Source organism: Euzebya rosea, assembly GCF_003073135.1.
Classification (GTDB): Bacteria; Actinomycetota; Nitriliruptoria; order Euzebyales; family Euzebyaceae; genus Euzebya; species Euzebya rosea.
Genome location: NZ_PGDQ01000010.1, coordinates 181,868 through 198,676, shown reverse-complemented (window position 1 = coordinate 198,676; position 16,809 = coordinate 181,868). Strand labels below are relative to the sequence as shown.

The window sequence follows — 16,809 nt, the reverse complement described above, 5'->3', positions numbered from 1 at the left end:
GCCGACGATTCACTCGAGCCCCCCGATGTCGCGCGATGTGCGCCATTCCGCCGCGCAGCTGATCAGGGGCGCCTGGTTCTCCCCTGCTGCCGCGCATGCGACACCGCCCTGGAGCTTGACCAGGTGGCCTGCCACGGATGTGCACAGACCGATGTGGTGTGGCGGGACGTGCCCCTGCTCGGGCACGTGCATGCCGCGTCCTGGATCCACCGGGTGGCGCCGGCCCAGATCCTGACCGAACGGCCCTATCCGTTGCTCGACATCGAGTTCGCGGCCGGGCACCGCCTCGTCCTGACGACGACCTCGGCGACCACGACCGTCCCACCGGTCGGTGCGGCGGTCCGCATCGCGTTCCGCCGCGTGGGCAACACGGCGCTGCCCGCCGTGGACCTGGACGGCTGAGGACGGCGTCCTGGGGGGAACACGTCGGCCCTCTCCACACCGGGAGAGGGCCGACCGGGGGGGCGGCTCAAGCCGACTGTGCCAGCTGGACCGCCACGTCGATGATCATGTCCTCCTGGCCGCCCACGATGCCTCGGCGGCCAAGCTCGAGGATGATCTCGCTGGACGAGACGTCGTAGCGATCAGCCGCCGCCCTGACGTGGTGCAGGAACGAGCCGTACACACCGGCGTACCCGAGGAGGAGGCCGTCGCGATCGATCACTCCCTGGGTGGGCTGGAGCGGACGTACGACCGTCTCTGCCGCATCGATGACGGTGAACGCGTCGATCCCCGTGGGGATGTCCTGCTTCTCGCAGACCGCGACCAGCACCTCCGTCGGACAGTTCCCCGCCCCGGCACCAAGACCGACCGTGCAACCGTCGATCTGGTCGGCACCCTCCTCGAGCGCGCCCAGCGAGTTGGCCACCGCGAGCGACAGGTTGTTGTGGGCGTGGACGCCGACCTGGATGTCCAGCCCAGCCTTGAGCGCGGCCACCCGCCGCTTCGCGTCGTCGATCGTAAGGGCCCCCGCCGAGTCCACCACGTAGACGCAGTCAGCCCCGTACTCCTGCATCCTTCGGGCCTGCTCGAGCAGGTCCTCGGGGGACAGCATGTGCGCGAGCATGAGAAAGCCGACGGCCTCCATCCCCAGCTCCTTGGTGAGCCTGATGTGCTGCTCGGAGATGTCCGCCTCGGTGCAGTGCGTGGCGATCCGCGCAATCTCCACACCCTTGTCGGCGACCTCCCGCAGGTGGTCCTTCAGCCCGATGCCCGGCACCATGAGCACCGCGATCCGCGCCCGCTCTGCCGTCTTGACCGCCACGTCGATCAGATCCATCTCCGTGGTGCCTGAGAACCCGTAGTTGAACGACGACCCGCCCAGGCCGTCGCCGTGGGTGACTTCGATGACGGGGACACCCGCCCGATCCAATGCGCCGACCACCGCCTCGACCTGGGGGGCGGTGAACGTATGGTGGATGGCGTGCGAACCATCACGCAACGTCGAGTCGGTGAGCCGGAAGGCCGGCGCGGCGTCGGTGCTGGCGGTCATGCGGGAACTCCAGAGGTCAGGGTGGCTTCGGCGACGCGGACGGCGGACGCGGTCATGATGTCGAGGTTGCCGGCGTAGGGTGGGAAGAAGTCGCCGGCACCCTCCACCTCCAGGAGCACCACCACCCGCGTGTTGACCAGTCCGCCAGGGGTGTCGTAGCGACCGTGTTCGAACACGGGGTCCGCCACCAGTCGGTACCCCGGCACGTAGGCCGCCACCTCCTCCACCATGCGGCGCACCGAGTCGATGATCTGCTGCTCGTCGTGGTCCTGCCCGACGGCACAGAAGACGGTGTTGCGCATCAGGATCGGCGGGTCGGCGGGGTTCAGCACCATGATGGCCTTCCCGGTCTGCGCGCCCCCGACCTCGACCAGGGCCTTGGACGTGGTCAGGGTGAACTCGTCGATGTTCTGGCGGGTGCCGGGCCCGGCCGACAGGGAGGCGACGGAGGAGACGATCTCGGCGTACGGCACCGCCGAGACACGGCTCACCGCATGCACCATGGGCACGGTTGCCTGTCCGCCACACGTGATCAGGTTCACGTTCGGTGCGTCGACATGTTCGTGCAGGTTGACCGGCGGCACCACCAGCGGGCCAAGCTTGGCGGGCGTGAGGTCCACACACCGGACCCCGGCGGCCTCGTACCGAGGGGCGTTCTGGCGGTGGACCCACGCCGAGGTGGCTTCGAAGACGGTGGTGACACCCAGGTCCTCGATGCGGTCCATCAACCAGTCGACCCCCTCAGCCGTCGTGGCCAGACCCTCCCGGCCTGCGCGGGCCAGTCCCTCCGAATCCGGATCGATGCCCACCATGGCCACGGGATCCAGGTGCGGGGACCGCAGCAGCTTGTACATGAGGTCGGTGCCGATGTTGCCGGACCCGACAATTGCGCAGGGTTCTGCACTCATTCCGTTGTCATCTCCAAGTCATCTCCCTTTGTTGGCCGGTCGTCGGTGACCGCGTGGCGGTGTTCAGGCGAACCGGACGGTGACCGCGCCGATGCGGTCGAACTCGGCTCGAACCAGATCGCCAGGGGCCACCTCGAAGGCCCGGTGCAGGGCACCGGTCATGACCACGTGTCCTGGCTGCAGCTCCACGTCGTAGGGGGCGAGTGTGTTGGCCAGCCAGGCGACGGCGGCCAAGGGGCTTCCGAGCGCCGCCGCGCCGGCGCCCGTGTCCTCCAGCTCCCCGTTGCGCTCGACTGCCATCCCCGTCAGCCTGAGATCCCATCCCTGAAGCGGGACGAGCGTCTGACCCAGCACGATCGCCCCCGCGCTGGCGAGGTCGGCCACCGTGTCCGCCAGCCGCACCTTCCAGTCCTGGATCCTGCTGTCGACCAGCTCGATGGCGGCGACAGCCCCGGCGACCGCGCGACCCGCCTGCAGGGTCGTCACACCTGGCCCGCGCAGTGGCTCCTTCAGGACGAGTGCGATCTCGGCCTCGACCTTGGGCTGGATGAAGCGCGAGAGGTCGATCGGGGCCGATTCGTCGTGAACCATGTGGGACATGACGGGGGCGAAATCAGGCTGGTCGACCCCGATCATCTGCTGCATGGGTCGCGACGTGAGCCCGAGCTTGTAGCCCGTGACCGATGCGCCGTCCCCGATGAGGCGTTCCACGAGCTGCGTCTGCACGGTGTAGGCCTCATCGACCGACATCTCAGGGAGTTCCTGCGTCAGCGGCGGGATCGGCTGACGGGCCTGCATGGCCTCGTAGAGCCGGTCGCCCATCTCCTGCAGAAGGCCCATCCGTGCGTCCACCCTTCGAATCAACCCGCTGGACGGGTCGGCATCATCACCATCTCGCCCGCAGGCTACGAAGGGAGCCGGGAGGGACACAGGCTCTCGTTCCGGCCAACGGAAGGGCGGTCCGAGCCCTCCCGTGCTGCCCAGCGCCCCGGGGGCCGACCCCAGGCGCCGGGACCGGGCTCAGTCGAACAACCCGCTGAACAGCGGATCGGTCACGGTGAGGCCGACGTCGGTTCCAGCGAAGAACGCGAACAGCGCGAGGGCGGCCCCCGCCAGTGCGAGGTTCTTCATGAACTGGGTCTGCTCGGCCTGCCGTTCTGCGTCGTCCGTCACGCGCCAGGGGGCGTGCATGACCACGGCCGTCGGGAGAAGGAACCCGAGCAGGAGCAGTGCGCCGAGATCGGCCCACAACCCCGCGACGACCATCACGCCACCCAACAGGAGCACCAAGCCGGAGATCAGCACCATGGCTCGGGGGGCGGGCACGCCCTTCATCTCGGCGTACGCAGCCATGTCCGATGTCTGTGTGAGGTGTCCTGCAGCGGAGGCGACGAACAGTGCGCCGAACATGATTCGGCCCATCAGGATGAGGGCGTCCATGGCAGAGATCCATTCGTGAGAGGATTAAGGGTCCTCGGTGCCCTTGACGTCACCATGGCGATATCAGCCAGCCGCCGTCATGTCGACGCGCCATCGCGCAGGTCTGCGGAGAGATCGCTGTGGTCCCAGTAGGCGTCGGGCATCTGCCGCAACGTCCGGGTCAGGGACGCTGCGGTGGCCTGGACGGCCCCGGCGAAGCGTTCGCTTCGCTTGTGGATGGCGTGGGAGGTCACCGAGATGGCCGCGACGGCCAAGCCGTCACGGTTGAACACCGGGGCCGCCACACATGACACACCGACCTGGCCCTCCTGCCAGTCATACGCCAAGCCGGATCGGGTGATCTCCCGCAGCCCCTCTTGAAGACGCCACTGGTCCACGATGGTGTGCGGGGTACGACGGGCCAGGCCGGCCTGCAACGTGCGGTGCATCGCATCAGGCCGATGGGCCAGGATGGCCTTGCCCACCGCGGTGCAGTAGGCCGGCATGCGTCCACCGATCCTTGTTGGGCAGCTGACCCCGTCGTGGCCCGTGATGCGCTCCAGGTAGATGACCTCGATGCCGTCGAGAACGCCGAAGTGGATTACCTGATGGGTTGTCTCATACAGGTCCTCGATGAACGGCAGCGCGGTGGTCCGCAGCCGTCGCTGGCTGGGGACGAGGTTTCCAAGCTCGAACAGCCGCATCCCCAACCGGTAGCAGCCGGCGGTGCCGCGCTCCAGTGCCCCCTGCTCCAGCAGGTGGGCAGCAAGTCGGTGCACCGTCGTCTTGGGTAGCCCGACCCGTGCGGTGATCTCGGCAAGACTCAGCTCGTGACGTCGGCCGTCAAAGCAGAAGAGGATCGAGAACGCCCTCCCAACCACGGACGTGTCCAGTGCATCTGATGAGGCCACTTGCGGCTCCTTGCCTCAGCCCTTGCCCAGGGCGACTCGCATCGACTCGACCATAAGACTACCAAGATCCTGATAATCATCCCACAGTCCAGCTGATGAACGTCGGTCGATTTGCCGTCCGGTCGGAGTTGCCCTAGACCTCGTGACCATGGCCGGACCGCTTGAGAGCGTGCGCATCATCGAGCTGGCCGGCATCGGCCCCGGACCGTTCACGGGGATGATGCTGGCTGACATGGGCGCGGAGGTGATCCGCGTAGACCGCAAGGACGGCAACCCCGCCGCCGCCGTCGGCCACGGGGCGCTGTTCCGCTCGCGACGCAGCATCGCCGTGGACCTCAAGTCCCCCGCAGGGGCCGAGGTCGTCCTGCGCCTGGTCGCCGCCGCCGACGGGCTGTTCGAGGGCTTCCGGCCGGGCGTGGCCGAGCGACTCGGCGTCGGCCCCGAGCAGGTGCTCGCCCGCAACCCAAAGGCCGTCTACGGGCGGATGACCGGCTGGGGGCAGGACGGGCCGTTGGCCACCGCCGCCGGACACGACATGAACTACATCTCCCTGGCCGGCGCCCTGCACGCCATCGGCGAGGCGGGCCGCAAACCCGTCGTGCCCCTCAACCTCGTCGGCGACTTCGGAGGCGGCGGCATGCTGCTGGCCTACGGCATGGTCTGCGGACTGCTGCACGCCCAGCGCACCGGGCAGGGCCAGGTCGTGGACGCCGCCATGGTCGACGGCACCGGCCTGCTGATGAATCCGTTCTTCGCCCTCCGCCACGCCGGGATGTTCAGCTTCCAGCGCGGGGCGAACATGCTCGACGGTGGCGCACCCTTCTACGACACCTACCAGACCGCCGACGGCGAGTGGGTCGGGCTCGGCCCGATCGAGCCGCAGTTCTACGCCCTCATGCTCGACAAGCTCGGCCTTGCCGACGACGAGCTGTTCGCCAACCAGTTCGACCTGCCCCGCTGGGCGCAGCAGAAGGCCCGCATCGCCGAGGTCGTCGCCGGGCGGACGAGGGCGGAGTGGGACGAGATGCTGCTGGGCACCGACGTCTGCTACGCGCCGGTCCTGACCCTCGACGAGGCGGCCGCGCACCCCCACAGCGTGGCGCGGGGCGCCCACGTGACGGTCGACGGGATGACCCAGGCCGCCCCGGCCCCCCGGTTCAGCGCCACCCCGCCGGCCACGCCCACCCCGGCCACGGTGCCGGGCACCGACACCCGCGCGGTGCTGGCCGACCTCGGGTTCACGGAAGACGAGGTGGCGGACCTCATCGGACGGGGGGCCATCGACCACGCCGAATGACCGTCGGGTCAGGCTCGTTCGAACACGGCGGTCAGGCCCTGGCCCCCGCCGATGCACATCGTCTCCATGGCGTAGCGGCCGCCACGGCGCGCCAACTCGTGAAGCATTGTGGCGAGGATCCGGCAGCCGGTGGCGCCGACAGGGTGGCCGAGCGAGATGCCGGAGCCCACAGGGTTGAGTCGAGGATCGGCCGGGTCGAGCCCGAGCTCGACCAGCACGGCCAGGACCTGGGCGGCGAACGCCTCGTTGAGCTCGATGACGTCGAGATCGCCGAGGGCGAGGCCCGCGCGTTCAAGGGCGGCCCTGCAGGCCGCCACCGGGCCGATGCCCATCCGGGACGGTTCCACCCCGGACACCGCCCAGGAGCGGAGCACCCCAAGGGGACGAACACCGAGGCGGTCAGCCATTTCCCGGGTCGTCACAAGGCACACTGCGGCACCGTCGTTCTGCCCGGAGGCGTTCCCGGCGGTGACGGTGGCCGATGGATCGACCGCGGCGCGGATGGCCCGGAGTTGCGTGAGCACCTCCATGGTGCAGTCAGGCCGGACATGCTCGTCGGTCGTCACCGTGGATACGCGTCCGCGCCGGTCGGTCACCTCGACCGGGACGATCTCGGCTGCGAAGTGCCCGGCAACCTGCGCGGCAGCAGCCTTGCGATGGGAGGCAACGGCCAACGCGTCCTGCGCCTCGCGTGAGATGCCGAACTCCTGTCGGAGGTTCTCCGCCGTCTCAAGCATCCCGCCCGGTACGGGGTAGTTGCTGCCACCGGCGGTCACCCGTCCTCGCGCCAACCGGTCGTGGAGGCGCGCGTTGCCCCGCAGGCCGAACCGGGCCCCGAGGACGTAGTGCTCGGCCCCGCTCATGGACTCCACGCCTCCGGCGACGACCGCCTCCGCCACGCCCGTCTGTACTCGCATGGCTGCCTCCAGCACCGCCTGCAGGCCCGAGCCGCAACGGCGGTCGAGCTGGAGGCCCGGGACCGACACGCCCAGACCCGCGTCGAGCGCGGCCACACGCCCGATAGCAGGTGCCTCCCCATTGGGGTAGCACTGCCCCAGGATGACGTCATCGATCTGCCCGGCGGTGAGACCGGTCCGGCGCACGAGCTCCTCGATGACGATCGCGGCCAGACGGGCAGCGGGGACGCTCGCCAAGGACCCGCCGTAGGTCCCGACTGGGGTTCGGACGGGCTCGCAGACCACGGCTTCACGAAGTACGCCATTCACCGTGACGGGACCCGTTCAACGACGGTCCGCTGCTCGGTGAAGGAGAGCAGCGCCTCTCGGCCGTGCTCACGCCCGAATCCGGAGTCCTTCATGCCACCGAAGGGAAGCTCGTCGTAGACCCTCCCGAGGGTGTTGACCCACACGTACCCGGCGTCCATCGCATCAGCCACACGACGTGCTGCCCCGTGGTCGGTGCCCCACACCGACGCCCCGAGCCCATACGGGGTCTCGTTGGCGACCGCGATCGCCTCGGCCTCATCACGGATGCGGATCACCGTCAGAACGGGGCCGAACGTCTCCTCCTGTCGCACCCTGGCCGTCCGAGGCGGGTCCAGCAGCAGTGCCGGACGCATGAACCATCCACTCTCGTTGTCCGTGGCGTCGGGGTGCCCACCGCCCATGAGCGTCGCCCCCCGGTCGACGGCGTCGGCGACCTGTGCCTCCAGCACGGCGCGGCCCGCCGCGGTGTGCAGCGGACCCATCGTGGTCCCCTCGGCCAGGCCGTCACCGACAACGACCCGGGTGAGACGTTCTGACAGTGCAGCGACGAGCTCGTCGGCAACCGCCTCGTGCACGACAAGTCGCTTTGGGGCGACGCAGACCTGGCCGGCGTTGTAGAACCGCGTCCCCATGAGCGCGCGGGCTGCCGCCCGGACATCCACCTGGTCCAGGACGACGAAGGGGTCGCAGCCACCAAGCTCCAGCGACACACGCTTGAGTTCACCGCCCCCGGTCGCGCCCACCCGGCGGCCCACGGCCGTCGATCCGGTGAAGGCGATCCGGGCAATGAGGGGATGGCGCACGAGGGCGTCGCCGACCTCTGGCCCCCCGACGACGACCTGGACAAGGTCCTCCGGGACGTGCCGCCGGACGATCTCTGCCAGTGCGCCGGTGACCATCGACGTGGACTCGGCGGGCTTCACGACGAAACCGCACCCGGCAGCGAGGGCCGGGGCAAGCTTGGTCCCGAAGAGGGACGCCGGGAAGTTCCACGGGACGATGCCCGCAACCACGCCGACGGGGCGCCGCTTCACCGTCCCCTCGACGCCATCGCCGAGGTCCACATGTCTCCCTTCGGCACCGGTGGCCATCCCCGCGTACTGGATGAAGGGCCCGATGTAGCGCTCGAGCTCCATCCGAGCCTCCTTGCGGGTCTTTCCCTGCTCCCGCACGAGCGCCACCACGAGACGGTCGAGGTGCGCGGACGTCTCGGCCGCGACGGCGAGCAACCGCTCGGCGCGATCCATCGGGGACAGGGCAGCCCATCCCTTCTGGGCAGCGGCTGCGGCCCGCACCTTGCGATCGAGGGTCGACTGCTCGTCACGATCCACCGTCCCCAACAGGGTGCCGTCCGCGGGGGACCGGATCTCGATCGACTCCACCTTCACTCCTTTGGATTGATCAATCAGTCGAGATGACTATACTGCCTCCATGCCCTTCCCGGAACCCCCACCCGTCGTCGACTGCCATGTCCATGTCGGGGCGACGGCACGTTGGATCCCCGAGGGTCTGGAGCTGGCCCGCGAGACCGCCGACGAGGCTGCCCTGGGAGCCCTTGAGCCCGACGGGCCCATCGGGAGCCGAGTTGGGCCGTACCTACGGTCGCAGGGGGTGACGATCGGCATGGCGATCCCCTCGGGGCGTGGGCCGCTTCAGGAGTACACGCTGCAGGACGCCGAGGAGTCCGACGGCATGCTGCTGCCGTTCGTGCAGTACGACCCTCGCAGCGTGACCGGTGCCCACCGCCGGTTCGCCGCGGCCATCGGCGAGGGGGCGGTCGGGCTCAAGGTCCATCCGGCCAGCCACCAGCTGCCACCCAACGACCGGGCGCTCTACCCGCTGTACGCCGTTGCCGCCGAACACCGGGTTCCGGTCATGGTCCACGTCGGCTCGTCGGTGTTCCCGGGGGCGAAGATGCGACACTGCGATCCGCTGCTGGTCGACGAGGCCGCGGTGGACTTCCCCGAGGTCAACTTCCTCCTCGCCCATTCGGGGAGGGGATTCTGGACCGAACAGGTCTTCTTCCTCACCCGGATGCGGCGAAACGTGTGGATGGAGCTGTCGGGGCTGCCACCACGCCGTCTCCCCGAGATCTTCCCGGACCTCGACCGGGTCGCCGACCGGCTCCTCTGGGGCAGCGACTGGCCCTCGTCCCCACCTATCCGTGACCTCACCAGTCAGCTCCGTCAGCTGCCCTTCCGTCCGGCGACGATCGATCGACTGATGTGGCGAAACGCCGCTGAGCTGTTCGGGTTGACGGGGCTGCTGGAGACCACCGACGTCGAAGGGTGCACGGCATGAAGGTGCTCGACCTCGACATCGACCCGTCGGCAGCTGGCTTGTCGCTCGAGCTGCCAGCGCAGTACCGAGAGCTTGCGGACCGCGCGGGCCAGCTGGCGTCAAGGCTCGCCGCTGACGACCACAAGTGGGACGCGGACGGCCTGTTCCCCTGGCCGGAGGTGGCGGTCCTCGGGTCCCACGGGGTGCTGGGGATGACCCATCCGGAGGAGGTCGGTGGCGCGGGCCTGCCCCGACTGGCAGCTGTGGCGGTCATCGAGGCGCTCGCGCGGCACTCCTTCACCCTGGCCGAGGCGACCCAGATCGCCGCCAACGGTCCGGCCTACGTCCTGTCGACCATCGGCCACCCACGTCTCCGGGAGCGTTGGGTGCCCGCCGTGTTGGCGGGTGAGACCCTCGTCTCGATCGCCATCACCGAGCTGGCCGCCGGCTCGTCGCTGGCGGAGATCGCCACCACCGCCACAGCCAGCCCCGATGGCTGGTCGGTCTCTGGCACGAAGTGCTTCGTGACTGGCGGGTCGCTCGCGGGAGCGCACCTGGTGATGGCCAGGATGAGCCCGGCGGAGGGGGTTCGGGGGCTTGGCTACGTGCTCGTGGACGCTGACGCTCCGGGCTGCGTGGTACGACGCGTCCATCGCAAGATCGGCGGAAACGCCACGCCCGAGGCCGTGATCGAACTCGATGTCGCCGGGGTTGCCGATGAGGCAGCGGTGATCCGTCCGGACGCAGGCGGGTTCGCGTTGGCGATGCAGAGCTACAACGCCATGCGGATCGGTATCGCCGGGATCTGCTGTGGCGTGGCCAGGCGTGCGCTGGATCTCGCCGAGGACCACCTCAGGCAGCGCGTCCAGGGAGGACGTCCGCTCTCAAGTCGTCAGGGACTCCAGTGGCGCGTGGCCGAGCTCGAACTGGAGCTGGAGGCTGCACGGCTGCTCACCTACCGAGCCGCATCACGCGTGGATGCCCATGGCTTTCCTGACGCCCTGGACACGGCGCGCGCAAAGCTGGCCGCCTCCCGGGTGGCGGTGTCCTCGGCGGACGCAGCCATCCAGCTGCTGGGGTGGCGCGGCATCGTGAGCGCCGAGGATCACCCGGCCGAGAGGATCCTCAGAGAGGTACGTGGCTGGACCATCGCTGGGGGCACGTCGGAGAGTCTGCTGAACATGCTCGGCCGGGCGGCGCTCAGTACAGGTGGAGGTGGCCGATGAAGTACGAGGACATAGAGCTGGGCTCGGTTCATGTCACCCGCGACCGACGCATCTCTGCAGACGAGATCATCGCTTTCGCAAAGGAGTACGACCCCCAGCCCATGCACACCGACCCAAGCGTCGCGGACGCGGGAGCCTTCGGTGGGTTGATCGCCTCGGGTTTCCACACCATGGCCGTCGCCTGGTCGCTGTGGATGGGGCACGGGATCATGGAGCACGATGGTCAGGGCGGCATCTCGCTGGACGACGCCCGCTGGTTCGCGCCAACCCGGCCGGGGGACCGCGTGAGGGCGAGGGTGACGATCTCGGAACGGCGGCTCACCCGCCGCGGACGCGGGTTCATCCGAATGGACTTCGAGGTGCTGGACCAACGCGACTCGGTCCTCATGTCCTTCTCGACGACCGGCCTCATCGCCCGTCACTCAGTGGCCACCGACACCCCCCTTCCGACTGAAAGTCCCGACGAGCAGGAGTTCCCGACATGACCGTGATGTGGCGCACCGACCCCGATGAACAGATGCTCCGGGACACCATCAATCGCATCGGCAGGGACTTCGGACCCGACTACTTCCTGGCGAAGGCCCGTGCGCACGAGCACACCCACGAGCTGTGGCAGGCAGCCGCTGAGGCAGGACTGGTGGGGGTGAACCTCCCCGAGGAACATGGCGGCGGGGGAATGGGCATCGCCGAACTGGCGGTGGTGGCTGAGGAGTTCGCCGCCACCGGCTCGCCGTTGATGATGATCGTTGTGTCATCAGCCATCTGCGGCTCGGTGATCGCACGTTTCGGCAACCCCGAGCAGCGCAAGGAGTGGCTGCCCTCAATGACCGCGGGAGACTCCATATTCGCATTCGCCATCACCGAGCCGGACGCTGGCTCCAACAGCCACGCCCTGACGACCCGGGCCACGCGTGATGGCGACGGCTGGGTCCTGCGTGGACAGAAGTACTACATCACTGGGGTCGATGTCGCCGACCACATCCTGGTGGTCGCCCGGACCGGCACTGATCAGAAGGGGCACGGGGAGCTGTCGCTGTTCGTCGTCGATGCCGATGCTCCTGGCTTGCGGAAGGACCCCATCCCCGTCGCCCTGACCCTTCCGGAACGTCAGTACACCCTGTACTTCGACGATGTGCACCTCAGCGAGGATCGCCTTATCGGACGCGCAGGCGAAGGCCTGCGACAGGTTTTCGCCGGCCTCAACCCCGAACGGATCCTCGGTGCCGCACTGGCCAACGGGGTGGCCCGGTACGCCTTGGACCGGGCGGCAACCTACGCCAACCAGCGTCAGGTCTGGGGTGTGCCCATCGGAAGCCACCAGGGTCTGGCGCACCCGCTTGCCGAAGCATTCGTCCAGGTCGAACTCGCCAGACAGATGACCAGTGTCGCGGCGCGGGAGTACGACCAAGGGCGCAACGCCGGGATGGCCAGCAACGTGGCCAAGCTCGCTGCCGCCGACGCGGCCATGATGGCTGTCGACCGGTCGATGCAGGCCCATGGAGGCAACGGCTTCGCCGAGGAGTACGGCATCGCAGAGTTCTGGAGCCTGGCCCGTTTCCTCAAGACGGCCCCGGTGAGCCGTGAGATGGTGCTCAACTTCGTTGCCGAGCGGGGGCTGGGACTTCCCAAGTCCTACTGAGGGTTGCAGACGCCTCAGGTGAGTAGCTCCTGAAGGGCGACCCGATGCGCGTCGGTCTCCTGACACAGCATCGTTGCATGAACCTCCTTCTCCAGATGCTCCACCAACCGGTCGTCGCGCAACAGTGCCTTCATGTGGTGGTGGGCTATGCGCGGGCCGGCCGCCAGCGAGACACCCTGGCGGAGTGCCGCAGCCGTGGCCTCATCGGGCCGGACAACGGCGGTGGCGAAGCCAACGGCCTCCAGCTCGGCCACCGTCGGACGGTGCCCGGTGAAGAGCATCCGTCTTGCGAGGGCGTCACCCACGACGCGCGGCAGCATCCTGGTGACGCCCCAGTCCCCCGGCAGGCCGATCCGACCATACGCGGAGACCAGCGTGGTATCCGTGGCGACCACGCGCAGGTCGCAGGCGAGCGCGATCCCCAGTCCGGCCCCGGCCACTGCTCCGTGGAGAGCCGCGATGCAAGGGACTCCCACGGTGCGCAGAAGGGTCACCACGGTGAACCCGTTGAGGAGACGATCGTGCTCGTCCCGACGGGCCGCTGCCCGGTCTTGTACCGACATGGAGCGCCGGTCCGGTATGGCATGCAGCGTGCGCAGATCTCGCCCCGCGCAGAAGGCTCGGCCACGCCCGGAGATCACCACGGCGCCGACCGAGGGCTCGTCGCCGACGGCGATGAGACCGTCACGAATCCGCTCGACGCTCTCCGCGTCAAGCGCGTTGAGCCGCTCCGGCCTGTTGAGTTCGATGTGCAGGACACCATCGGCGTGGGTCATGAGCACCGCGGACGTGGAGGCATCTTGGACCATCTGCGCCTAGATGTTACCGTTCGATCCATCGATAGACAACAAGGGGGTCAGTGGGATGGTTACCGCGATCGTGACCGGGGCGGCGCGTGGCATCGGCGCGAGTGTGGCTGCAGCGCTGGAGGCCTCCGGCCTGCAGGTCGGCGCACTGGACCTCGACCCGGCAGTGGAGTCGCTCTCCGGCCCGAACATGCTGGGTGTGGTGTGCGATGTCGGTCAGGCGGACACACTGGCTCAAGCGGTTGCCACGGTCGCCGAACGCTTCGATCCGCCCACGGTTGGCGTAGCCAACGCGGGGATTCAGCGGGACGCCAGGATCGAACGAATGGGCCTGGCCGACTGGGACCAGGTGATCCGTGTCGACCTCACTGCGGGCTTCTTGCTCACCCGAACGATATGGCCGGCCATGGTGGCGGCGGGGTCGGGGCGGATGGTCTACCTCTCGTCGATTGCCAAGGACGGCAACTTCGGACAGGCCAACTACGCAGCAGCGAAGGCTGGCCTTGTCGGCCTGGCACGAACGGTGGCCATCGAGGGGGGGCCTGCAGGGATCACGGCCAACGTGATCTGCCCCGGAGTCATCGACACCCCAGGCACCGCGGAGTTCAGGCGCCGCGCTCCTGGAGCCTACGAGCGCTTCATCAACGGGGTACCGGCCCGGAGAGCGGGAACCCCCTCGGACGTTGCCGGTGTGGTTGACTTCCTGTGCAGCGCGGCAGCTGCGTATGTCTCGGGTCAGACGATCTACGTAGACGGCGGACTCTCCTCCGGGCACACCTAGGCCGCCCAGGGCGATCCGACGAACGAACAGTCATGAGGAAAGCAGATGGTGAATTGACGATCCCGAGCCAGCCCACCGCCCCACCCGGCGGCGACTTCGATGACAAGCGACGCCGTATCCTTGCCGCGGCAGCCGAGGTCTTCGCCGAACGCGGTTTCGTCGCGGGGACGACCAAGGACATCGCTGCGCGAGTCGGACTGTCGCAACCAGCCATTTATCATTACGTGGGTTCCAAGGAGGACCTCCTTCACGAGATCGCCTTGGGTATCGACCAGACCATGCGTGGGGTCCTGGAGGACTCGGGCAGCCGCGACGACCCACGGGCCCACCTCACCGAGATAGTGACCCGGTTCACCGAGGCCGTGGTCGAGAGCCAGGTCCCCTACACCGTGTACTACAAGGAGCTTCACCAGCTGTCGCAGGAGCTGCGACATCAGATCGCAGAGGATGAACGCCTATTCGTGAGCCACATCAGCGAGGTCGTCCAGGAGCTCCAGGCCTCCGGAGACCTACCTGCCAACGCTCCTCCGTGGGTCCTTGCGCAGGGGATAGTCGGGATGATCAGCTGGGCACACCGATGGTTCCGGCCCAGCGGCCCGCTCCAGGCGGGCCAGATCGCCGCCGTGTTCCTCGATCTCATCGGATTGCACCAGCCCCCGACGCGGTGAGCGTGTCACCCCTCAGAGCATCGCGTAGCCACCATTGACCGACAGGGTCTGGCCAGTGACCCACTCGGCGTCCCCTGACGCGAAGTACGCGACAGCACCTGCTGCATCTGCTGGCCTGCCGAGGCGGCCCACTGGGTACCTGCGGGTCATCTTGGCGAGTTGCGCCTCGTCATAGGTGTCATGGGCACCAGGGGTTAGCGTGGTGGACAGGGACACGTTGTTGACCGTGACGCCGTCTCGGCCGACCTCCTTGGCGAGGGCACGCGCGAACCCCATGACACCGGCCTTGGCAGCCGCGTAGGCGGCCACGTTGAGTTCGCCCACACGGCCGGAGTCCGAGACGATGTTGATCACCCGGCCATGACCCCGCGCGAGCATGCCGGGAAGGACCTCCCTGGTCACGGTCAGGGTGCCGACGAGGTTCACGTTGATGTCCCGCATCCACTGTGCTGGCTCGGAGGAGGCGAAAGGCTGGAACGTCCACACTCCGGCGTTGTTGACCACCACGTCAACCGGCCCCAGGGCCTCCGTGACTGCGGACACAGCCGCTCGTACTGCATCGCGGTCACTCACATCGGCGGCCACGCCGACGACCGTGTGACCTCGCCCCTGCCAGACGGCAACTCGTTCGTCGACCGCGTCTGCGTCGAGGTCGACGACTGCCACCCTGAACCCGTCGCGGAGGAGCCGGTCGACGATGCCGACGCCGATGCCGCGTGCGGAACCCGTCACCAGGGCCACACGGTCCGACGGCGCCGTCATCCGTCGAACTCCTGCAGTGTCGCCCGGCCGATCAGTTCCCCGTCCTGATCGCGCACCTGGGCCCGGCCTGCGTCAGCGGCCACCATCTGGCCGTCGGCAACCAGCCGGTCGCCGATGCCATAGGGGCGGACCTGCTGGCTCCGAAGCACGACTGGGGCCGCGAGCCCCTTCGCCCGCCGCCAGGGTTCATGCAACATGCCCACGACAGCCGATCCCTGACCGACAACCGCATCGAACCCGGCTGCACGAGCCACGTCATCATCGAGGTGGAGCGGGTCTGGGTTGTCCAGCGCCACCGACAACCGTGCGAGCATCATCCGGTCCACCGTCGGACTCACGGCCGACGGGAGGTCCTCGATGGCCGAAGCAGACTCAGCAGCCGGCTCGGCGGCCGCCGGGCGCGGATCATGGTCATCGACCTCACCGACTGTGGCCTCGTGACGAGACTCCGTGAAGAGCACCTCCCAATCGCAGACCGGTGCATCATCGCGGGTGAAACGGGCGCGCAGGCGGAGGAACTGCCGGTACCCGCCCCGAGACCCAGGTCGCTCCCAGGCATCGAGAACCGAGGCCTGCCCCGTGACCTGATCCTCCTCAGTGACCGGGAGGCCGTACCAGCGCACGTCGATTCCGACGTTGAGCGTCCTCCCCCAGGTGAACGCCAGCGTGTCCGTCAAGTCCTCGGGGGTCACCGCGAGGAAGAACCCGAACATGGCGGGCGGCACCGGTCGAGCCGACAGGCCGGCCAGGCGGGCGGCATGCAGATTCAGCAGCTCCGCGTCCTCCAGCCCCAGCGACCTCGCGTAGTTCGGGGGGCTGAGTCGCTCGCCGAGAACGAACGACACGGGGGGGAACACCGGCCGGTGGGACCGTTCGATCCGCATCCTCACGTCACCCGCACAAGGGGAAGGGATGCGCCCGCCAGCATGTCGACGGTGGAGCCACAGCTGCTACAGGTGAACGGACGCTTGCACAGAGAACCTCCGAAGTCACCTGCCGGCCGAAGCTCCAGCCCGCCACAATACGGACAGACGGGGTCAGCGGCGGACTCGGCCACGAAGCCCTGCTGGTGCAGGACCGAGCAGCCGGCAGGGCTGATGTCGCCCGGATCCCAGGACTCGTGGTCCCAGATGATGTCCACAGCCAACGTCGAGTCCACGGACTCGACGGCCTCACGCACCCGCGAGGCCATCAGCGCCCTTCCAGGGCAGGCGACGCGGGTGGGTACCAGGCGCACCTGTACATGGCTGTCAGTCACCTGGACCTCACGCAGAACGCCGAGGTCGCGTAGGCTGATGGCGATCTCAGGATCCTCCACGCGATCCAGCGCGTGTCGGATCGAGGCGATCTTGTCAGTCATGCAGGACTCCTTCTTCTCAGCGGACGTTCTTCCC

At 68.4% G+C, this 16,809-nt stretch carries 19 protein-coding genes; 8 read left to right on the top strand and 11 right to left on the bottom strand.

The window, feature by feature from the left end; translation table 11 throughout:
* Positions 1-168 precede the first annotated feature (168 nt).
* Positions 169-402, top strand: a complete 234-nt coding sequence (locus CUC05_RS15085) for a hypothetical protein (protein WP_157965606.1) — start codon at positions 169-171, stop codon at positions 400-402.
* A gap of 67 nt (positions 403-469) precedes the next feature.
* On the opposite strand, the gene dmpG is transcribed toward CUC05_RS15085, so the two are convergent.
* The 5 genes from dmpG to CUC05_RS15060 all read right to left on the bottom strand — a co-directional run bounded on the left by dmpG (position 470) and on the right by CUC05_RS15060 (position 4,730).
* Positions 470-1,492 (bottom strand): 4-hydroxy-2-oxovalerate aldolase, encoded by a 1,023-nt coding sequence (dmpG, locus tag CUC05_RS15080; RefSeq protein ID WP_108666945.1) that lies wholly within the window; start codon positions 1,490-1,492, stop codon positions 470-472.
* Positions 1,489-2,400, bottom strand: coding sequence for an acetaldehyde dehydrogenase (acetylating) (locus tag CUC05_RS15075; protein ID WP_108666944.1), 912 nt, complete (start codon positions 2,398-2,400; stop codon positions 1,489-1,491). Before CUC05_RS15075 ends, dmpG begins: the two co-directional genes overlap by 4 nt.
* 63 nt (positions 2,401-2,463) lie before the next feature.
* Positions 2,464-3,240, bottom strand: coding sequence for a 2-keto-4-pentenoate hydratase (locus CUC05_RS15070; RefSeq protein ID WP_108666943.1), 777 nt, complete (start codon positions 3,238-3,240; stop codon positions 2,464-2,466).
* A gap of 180 nt (positions 3,241-3,420) precedes the next feature.
* Entirely contained in the window at positions 3,421-3,840 is a 420-nt protein-coding gene (locus CUC05_RS15065; RefSeq protein ID WP_108666942.1) for a DoxX family protein, read from the bottom strand.
* Positions 3,841-3,917: 77 nt separating this feature from the next.
* Positions 3,918-4,730, bottom strand: a complete 813-nt coding sequence (locus CUC05_RS15060; protein ID WP_108666941.1) for an IclR family transcriptional regulator — start codon at positions 4,728-4,730, stop codon at positions 3,918-3,920.
* Between the two features lie 148 nt (positions 4,731-4,878).
* Here CUC05_RS15060 and CUC05_RS15055 point away from each other — a divergent pair, with 148 nt between their 5' ends.
* The gene (locus CUC05_RS15055) at positions 4,879-6,027 is read left to right on the top strand and encodes a CaiB/BaiF CoA transferase family protein (RefSeq protein ID WP_108666973.1); all 1,149 of its coding nucleotides are present in this window, start codon (positions 4,879-4,881) and stop codon (positions 6,025-6,027) included.
* Between the two features lie 8 nt (positions 6,028-6,035).
* Here CUC05_RS15055 and CUC05_RS15050 read toward each other — a convergent pair whose 3' ends face one another.
* Both CUC05_RS15050 and CUC05_RS15045 read right to left on the bottom strand, forming a co-directional pair.
* Positions 6,036-7,253, bottom strand: coding sequence for an acetyl-CoA C-acetyltransferase (locus tag CUC05_RS15050; protein ID WP_108666940.1), 1,218 nt, complete (start codon positions 7,251-7,253; stop codon positions 6,036-6,038).
* Entirely contained in the window at positions 7,250-8,635 is a 1,386-nt protein-coding gene (locus tag CUC05_RS15045; RefSeq protein WP_157965605.1) for an aldehyde dehydrogenase family protein, read from the bottom strand. The genes CUC05_RS15050 and CUC05_RS15045 overlap by 4 nt, the downstream gene beginning before the upstream one ends.
* Positions 8,636-8,684: 49 nt before the next feature.
* Here CUC05_RS15045 and CUC05_RS15040 point away from each other — a divergent pair, with 49 nt between their 5' ends.
* The 4 genes from CUC05_RS15040 to CUC05_RS15025 are packed head-to-tail and all read left to right on the top strand — an operon-like array spanning position 8,685 to position 12,398.
* The gene (locus tag CUC05_RS15040) at positions 8,685-9,554 is read left to right on the top strand and encodes an amidohydrolase family protein (RefSeq protein ID WP_108666938.1); all 870 of its coding nucleotides are present in this window, start codon (positions 8,685-8,687) and stop codon (positions 9,552-9,554) included.
* Positions 9,551-10,759: an acyl-CoA dehydrogenase family protein gene (locus CUC05_RS15035; protein WP_157965604.1), complete on the top strand. Its 1,209-nt coding sequence runs from the start codon at positions 9,551-9,553 to the stop codon at positions 10,757-10,759. Before CUC05_RS15040 ends, CUC05_RS15035 begins: the two co-directional genes overlap by 4 nt.
* Complete coding sequence (locus CUC05_RS15030; protein WP_108666936.1) at positions 10,756-11,244, top strand: MaoC/PaaZ C-terminal domain-containing protein; 489 nt, start codon at positions 10,756-10,758, stop codon at positions 11,242-11,244. The genes CUC05_RS15035 and CUC05_RS15030 overlap by 4 nt, the downstream gene beginning before the upstream one ends.
* A gap of 5 nt (positions 11,245-11,249) precedes the next feature.
* Positions 11,250-12,398, top strand: coding sequence for an acyl-CoA dehydrogenase family protein (locus CUC05_RS15025; RefSeq protein WP_108666972.1), 1,149 nt, complete (start codon positions 11,250-11,252; stop codon positions 12,396-12,398).
* Between the two features lie 14 nt (positions 12,399-12,412).
* On the opposite strand, the gene CUC05_RS15020 is transcribed toward CUC05_RS15025, so the two are convergent.
* A complete protein-coding gene (locus tag CUC05_RS15020; RefSeq protein WP_108666935.1) occupies positions 12,413-13,207 on the bottom strand; it encodes an enoyl-CoA hydratase/isomerase family protein in 795 nt (264 codons plus the stop codon).
* Between the two features lie 55 nt (positions 13,208-13,262).
* Here CUC05_RS15020 and CUC05_RS15015 point away from each other — a divergent pair, with 55 nt between their 5' ends.
* Entirely contained in the window at positions 13,263-13,985 is a 723-nt protein-coding gene (locus tag CUC05_RS15015) for an SDR family oxidoreductase (protein WP_108666934.1), read from the top strand.
* Positions 13,986-14,017: 32 nt separating this feature from the next.
* Positions 14,018-14,653: a TetR/AcrR family transcriptional regulator gene (locus tag CUC05_RS15010; RefSeq protein WP_108666933.1), complete on the top strand. Its 636-nt coding sequence runs from the start codon at positions 14,018-14,020 to the stop codon at positions 14,651-14,653.
* A gap of 12 nt (positions 14,654-14,665) precedes the next feature.
* Here CUC05_RS15010 and CUC05_RS15005 read toward each other — a convergent pair whose 3' ends face one another.
* From CUC05_RS15005 to CUC05_RS14995, 3 genes are read right to left on the bottom strand one after another with little or no spacing between them, the layout of a single operon-like run.
* Positions 14,666-15,415 carry an SDR family NAD(P)-dependent oxidoreductase gene (locus tag CUC05_RS15005; protein ID WP_108666932.1) on the bottom strand — a complete coding sequence of 250 codons (750 nt, stop codon included), beginning with the start codon at positions 15,413-15,415 and terminating at the stop codon, positions 14,666-14,668.
* A complete protein-coding gene (locus CUC05_RS15000; RefSeq protein ID WP_157965603.1) occupies positions 15,412-16,260 on the bottom strand; it encodes a MaoC family dehydratase in 849 nt (282 codons plus the stop codon). Before CUC05_RS15000 ends, CUC05_RS15005 begins: the two co-directional genes overlap by 4 nt.
* A gap of 41 nt (positions 16,261-16,301) precedes the next feature.
* Positions 16,302-16,775 carry an iron-sulfur cluster assembly protein gene (locus tag CUC05_RS14995; RefSeq protein WP_108666930.1) on the bottom strand — a complete coding sequence of 158 codons (474 nt, stop codon included), beginning with the start codon at positions 16,773-16,775 and terminating at the stop codon, positions 16,302-16,304.
* Between the last annotated feature and the right edge of the window lie 34 nt (positions 16,776-16,809).

Coding starts and splice junctions, on each gene's coding strand:
- CUC05_RS15040 (WP_108666938.1), top strand. CDS start 8,685: ATGCCCTTCCCGGAACCCCCACCCGTCGTCGACTGCCATGTCCATGTC.
- CUC05_RS15020 (WP_108666935.1), bottom strand. CDS start 13,207: ATGGTCCAAGATGCCTCCACGTCCGCGGTGCTCATGACCCACGCCGAT.
- CUC05_RS15005 (WP_108666932.1), bottom strand. CDS start 15,415: ATGACGGCGCCGTCGGACCGTGTGGCCCTGGTGACGGGTTCCGCACGC.
- CUC05_RS15035 (WP_157965604.1), top strand. CDS start 9,551: ATGAAGGTGCTCGACCTCGACATCGACCCGTCGGCAGCTGGCTTGTCG.
- CUC05_RS15075 (WP_108666944.1), bottom strand. CDS start 2,400: ATGAGTGCAGAACCCTGCGCAATTGTCGGGTCCGGCAACATCGGCACC.
- CUC05_RS15030 (WP_108666936.1), top strand. CDS start 10,756: ATGAAGTACGAGGACATAGAGCTGGGCTCGGTTCATGTCACCCGCGAC.
- CUC05_RS15010 (WP_108666933.1), top strand. CDS start 14,018: ATGAGGAAAGCAGATGGTGAATTGACGATCCCGAGCCAGCCCACCGCC.
- CUC05_RS15025 (WP_108666972.1), top strand. CDS start 11,250: ATGTGGCGCACCGACCCCGATGAACAGATGCTCCGGGACACCATCAAT.
- CUC05_RS15015 (WP_108666934.1), top strand. CDS start 13,263: ATGGTTACCGCGATCGTGACCGGGGCGGCGCGTGGCATCGGCGCGAGT.
- dmpG (WP_108666945.1), bottom strand. CDS start 1,492: ATGACCGCCAGCACCGACGCCGCGCCGGCCTTCCGGCTCACCGACTCG.
- CUC05_RS15065 (WP_108666942.1), bottom strand. CDS start 3,840: ATGGACGCCCTCATCCTGATGGGCCGAATCATGTTCGGCGCACTGTTC.
- CUC05_RS14995 (WP_108666930.1), bottom strand. CDS start 16,775: ATGACTGACAAGATCGCCTCGATCCGACACGCGCTGGATCGCGTGGAG.
- CUC05_RS15070 (WP_108666943.1), bottom strand. CDS start 3,240: ATGGGCCTTCTGCAGGAGATGGGCGACCGGCTCTACGAGGCCATGCAG.
- CUC05_RS15055 (WP_108666973.1), top strand. CDS start 4,879: ATGGCCGGACCGCTTGAGAGCGTGCGCATCATCGAGCTGGCCGGCATC.